We start from the raw sequence: 2,670 nt of genomic DNA on the forward strand, positions 1-2,670 counted from the left end.
CGTCTGCCACGGCGATGCCTGCTGCCCGAACACGCTGCTGGATGCCGCCGGCCGCTGGATCGCGCATGTCGACGTCGGCGCGCTCGGCGTCGCCGACCGCTGGGCGGACATCGCGGTGGCGTCCATGAGCACCGAGTGGAATTACGGCCCGGGGTGGCAGGACGCCCTGATCGAGGCGTACGGCGTGGAGCCGGACCGCGCCCGGCTCGCGTACTACCGGGACCTCTGGAACGCGACCTGAGCCCGCCGTCTCAGGTGAGCGTGAGGAAGAGCTTCTCGAGCTCTTCGACGGTCATCGGGTCGGACTCGTCGGCGGGGCCGGCGACGCACGTGCGCATGGCGGTCGCGATGATCTGGAATCCGGCCTTGTCGAGCGCGCTCGAGACCGCGGCGAGCTGGATGACGACGTCGCGGCATCCAGCTCCGCCCTCGATCGCGCGGATCACGGCGTTCAGCTGACCCTGTGCGCGGCGCAGGCGGTTGAGCACCTGCTTCTGCGTCTGCGGGGCGTCGGTCGCGGAGGCCATCGTCAGCTCCGCGCCAACAGGCGCGAGAAGAAGCCGCCCGTGGGCGCGGGGCTGCTCTCGTGGCCGCCGCACCACTGGGCGGCGGGTACCGAGCGGCGTACGGAATCCACGTGCTGGCCGCAGCCGGCCCAGGTGGTCTTTCCGCAGGTCCGGCAGGGGACGGCACGACACATGGTGGGGATCCTCTCGATTGGGGTTTTGCTTACCCCCTAGGGTATAACAGAATACGGGGCAGGGTATACAGAGGATCCCGGCCCGGGAAGGGGTGCGACGTGAAGACGGTGATCGTGGGCGGTGTCGCCGGCGGAATGTCGGCCGCGACGCGGCTGCGACGACTCGACGAGACCGCCGAGATCGTGGTGCTCGAGCGCGGGCCGTACGCGTCGTACGCGAACTGCGGCCTGCCGTACCACGTCGGCGGCGTGATCCGCGACCGCGCCGCGCTGCTGCTGCAGACCCCCGGATCCCTCGCCGCGCGCTTCCGCCTGGACGTGCGGGTGGGCCACGAGGTCACCGGCATCGACCCGGAGAACCGCATCGTCACGGTGCTCGAGCTCGCCACCGGCGACGAGCGCCGCGAAACCTACGACGAGCTCGTGCTCGCCGTCGGCGCCTCCGCGCGCACCGCGGCTGACGGCGACGGCATCCCGACGCGCACCCTGCGCACCGTCGAGGACGTCGACGCGATCGGCGCCCTCATCGACGCCGCCGCCGAACCGGCGTCCGCGCTCGTGATCGGCGGTGGGTTCATCGGGCTCGAAGCCGTCGAGAACCTGGTGCGCCGGGGCATCCGCACGACCCTCGTCCAGCGGGGCGCGCACGTGCTGTCGCCGCTGGATCCCGAGATGGCCGCGCCGATCGAGGCCGAACTGCGCCGTCGCGGGGTGGACGTGCGCACGTCGGCGACGGTCGAGCGGATCGAGCACGGGGAGGCGGTGCTCGCCGACGGCGGGCGCGTGCGCGCGGACTTCATCGTGGATGCCGCGGGCGTCGTCCCGAACGTGCACCTGGCGCGGCTCGCGGGCGCGCGGCTGGGTCCGACCGGAGGCATCGCGGTGGACACGCGCGGCCGCACGAGCGTCCCGCACATCTCGGCCGTCGGTGACGGCGTCGAGAAGGTCGACGCGCTCTCCGGCGAGGAGTCGCTGGTCACCATGGCGGGCCTCGCCAACCGCCACGGACGCTCCGTGGCCGACGTCATCGCCGGGCGCGACGAGCACAACGCCCCGGCACTCGGCACCGCGATCGTCGAGGTCTTCGACCTCGTCGCCGCCAAGACCGGCTGGAGCGAGCGGCAGCTGCTCGCCGCGCAGCGCCCGCACCGGGTCATCCACACGCATCCGGCCTCGCACGCCACGTACTACCCGGGCGCGCGGGACATGTCGATGAAGCTGCTCGTCGATCCGGCGACCGACGCGATCCTCGGCGCCCAGATCGTCGGCGGCGACGGCGTCGACAAGCGGATCGACGTCCTGGCGGTGGCGATGGCGGGCGGCATCACCGCCTCCGCCCTGGCCCGGCTGGAGCTCGCGTACGCACCTCAGTTCGGCTCCGCGAAAGACCCGGTCAACCAGCTCGGGTACGTCGCCGAGAACCTCCGCACCGGCACCACGCGGGCGATCCAGTGGCACGAGCTGGACGCCGCGATGGATGCGGGCGCCGTGCTGCTCGACGTGCGCAGCCCGGCCGAGCACGCCGCCGGGGCCATTCCCGGTTCGGTGAACATCTCGGTCGACGAGCTGCGGGATCGACTCGCCGAGATCCCGGACGGGCCGGTCGTGGTGCACTGCGCGGTCGGCCAGCGCGGGCACACCGCCGCACGCATCCTGAGCCAGCGCGGGTTCGACGTCGTGAACCTCGACGGCGGGTACCGCACGTGGACGGCGGGCGAGGCATCCCGCGACCGGATGCCGCAGCCCGCACGCGCCGCGGCGTAGCGGGCGCGTCCGGCGACAGAACTCAGCGCACCACCGACGGCTGCGACGGATCCTTGCGGTTGACCGGCCCCTCGAACAGGCGCACGACCTCCTCCACCGAATGGCCCTTCGTCTCGGGGAGGAAGAAGTAGACGAAGAAGATGCCGATCACGCACAGCACCGCGAACACGATCATCGTCCAGCCGAGGCCGATGCCGACCTGCATG

The 2,670-nt window shown here is 72.2% G+C and carries 4 protein-coding genes; 2 read left to right on the forward strand and 2 right to left on the reverse strand.

Features of this window, described 5'->3' with window-relative positions; translation table 11 throughout:
- Positions 1–241 (forward strand): phosphotransferase (locus tag VJR25_RS12510; RefSeq protein ID WP_324115510.1); only part of this gene is annotated, 241 nt, incomplete at its 5' end.
- A 10-nt stretch (positions 242–251) separates the two neighbouring features.
- Here the strand turns inward: VJR25_RS12510 and VJR25_RS12515 are convergent.
- The gene (locus VJR25_RS12515; protein WP_324115511.1) at positions 252–527 is read right to left on the reverse strand and encodes a metal-sensitive transcriptional regulator; all 276 of its coding nucleotides are present in this window, start codon (positions 525–527) and stop codon (positions 252–254) included.
- A gap of 272 nt (positions 528–799) precedes the next feature.
- Here VJR25_RS12515 and VJR25_RS12520 point away from each other — a divergent pair, with 272 nt between their 5' ends.
- The gene (locus VJR25_RS12520; RefSeq protein WP_324115512.1) at positions 800–2,464 is read left to right on the forward strand and encodes an FAD-dependent oxidoreductase; all 1,665 of its coding nucleotides are present in this window, start codon (positions 800–802) and stop codon (positions 2,462–2,464) included.
- 22 nt (positions 2,465–2,486) lie between these two features.
- On the opposite strand, the gene VJR25_RS12525 is transcribed toward VJR25_RS12520, so the two are convergent.
- Positions 2,487–2,670, reverse strand: a 184-nt coding sequence (locus VJR25_RS12525) for an MFS transporter (protein WP_324115515.1), incomplete at its 5' end; no start/stop codon positions are given.

The organism is Microbacterium sp., assembly GCF_035277845.1.
GTDB lineage: Bacteria > Actinomycetota > Actinomycetes > Actinomycetales > Microbacteriaceae > Microbacterium.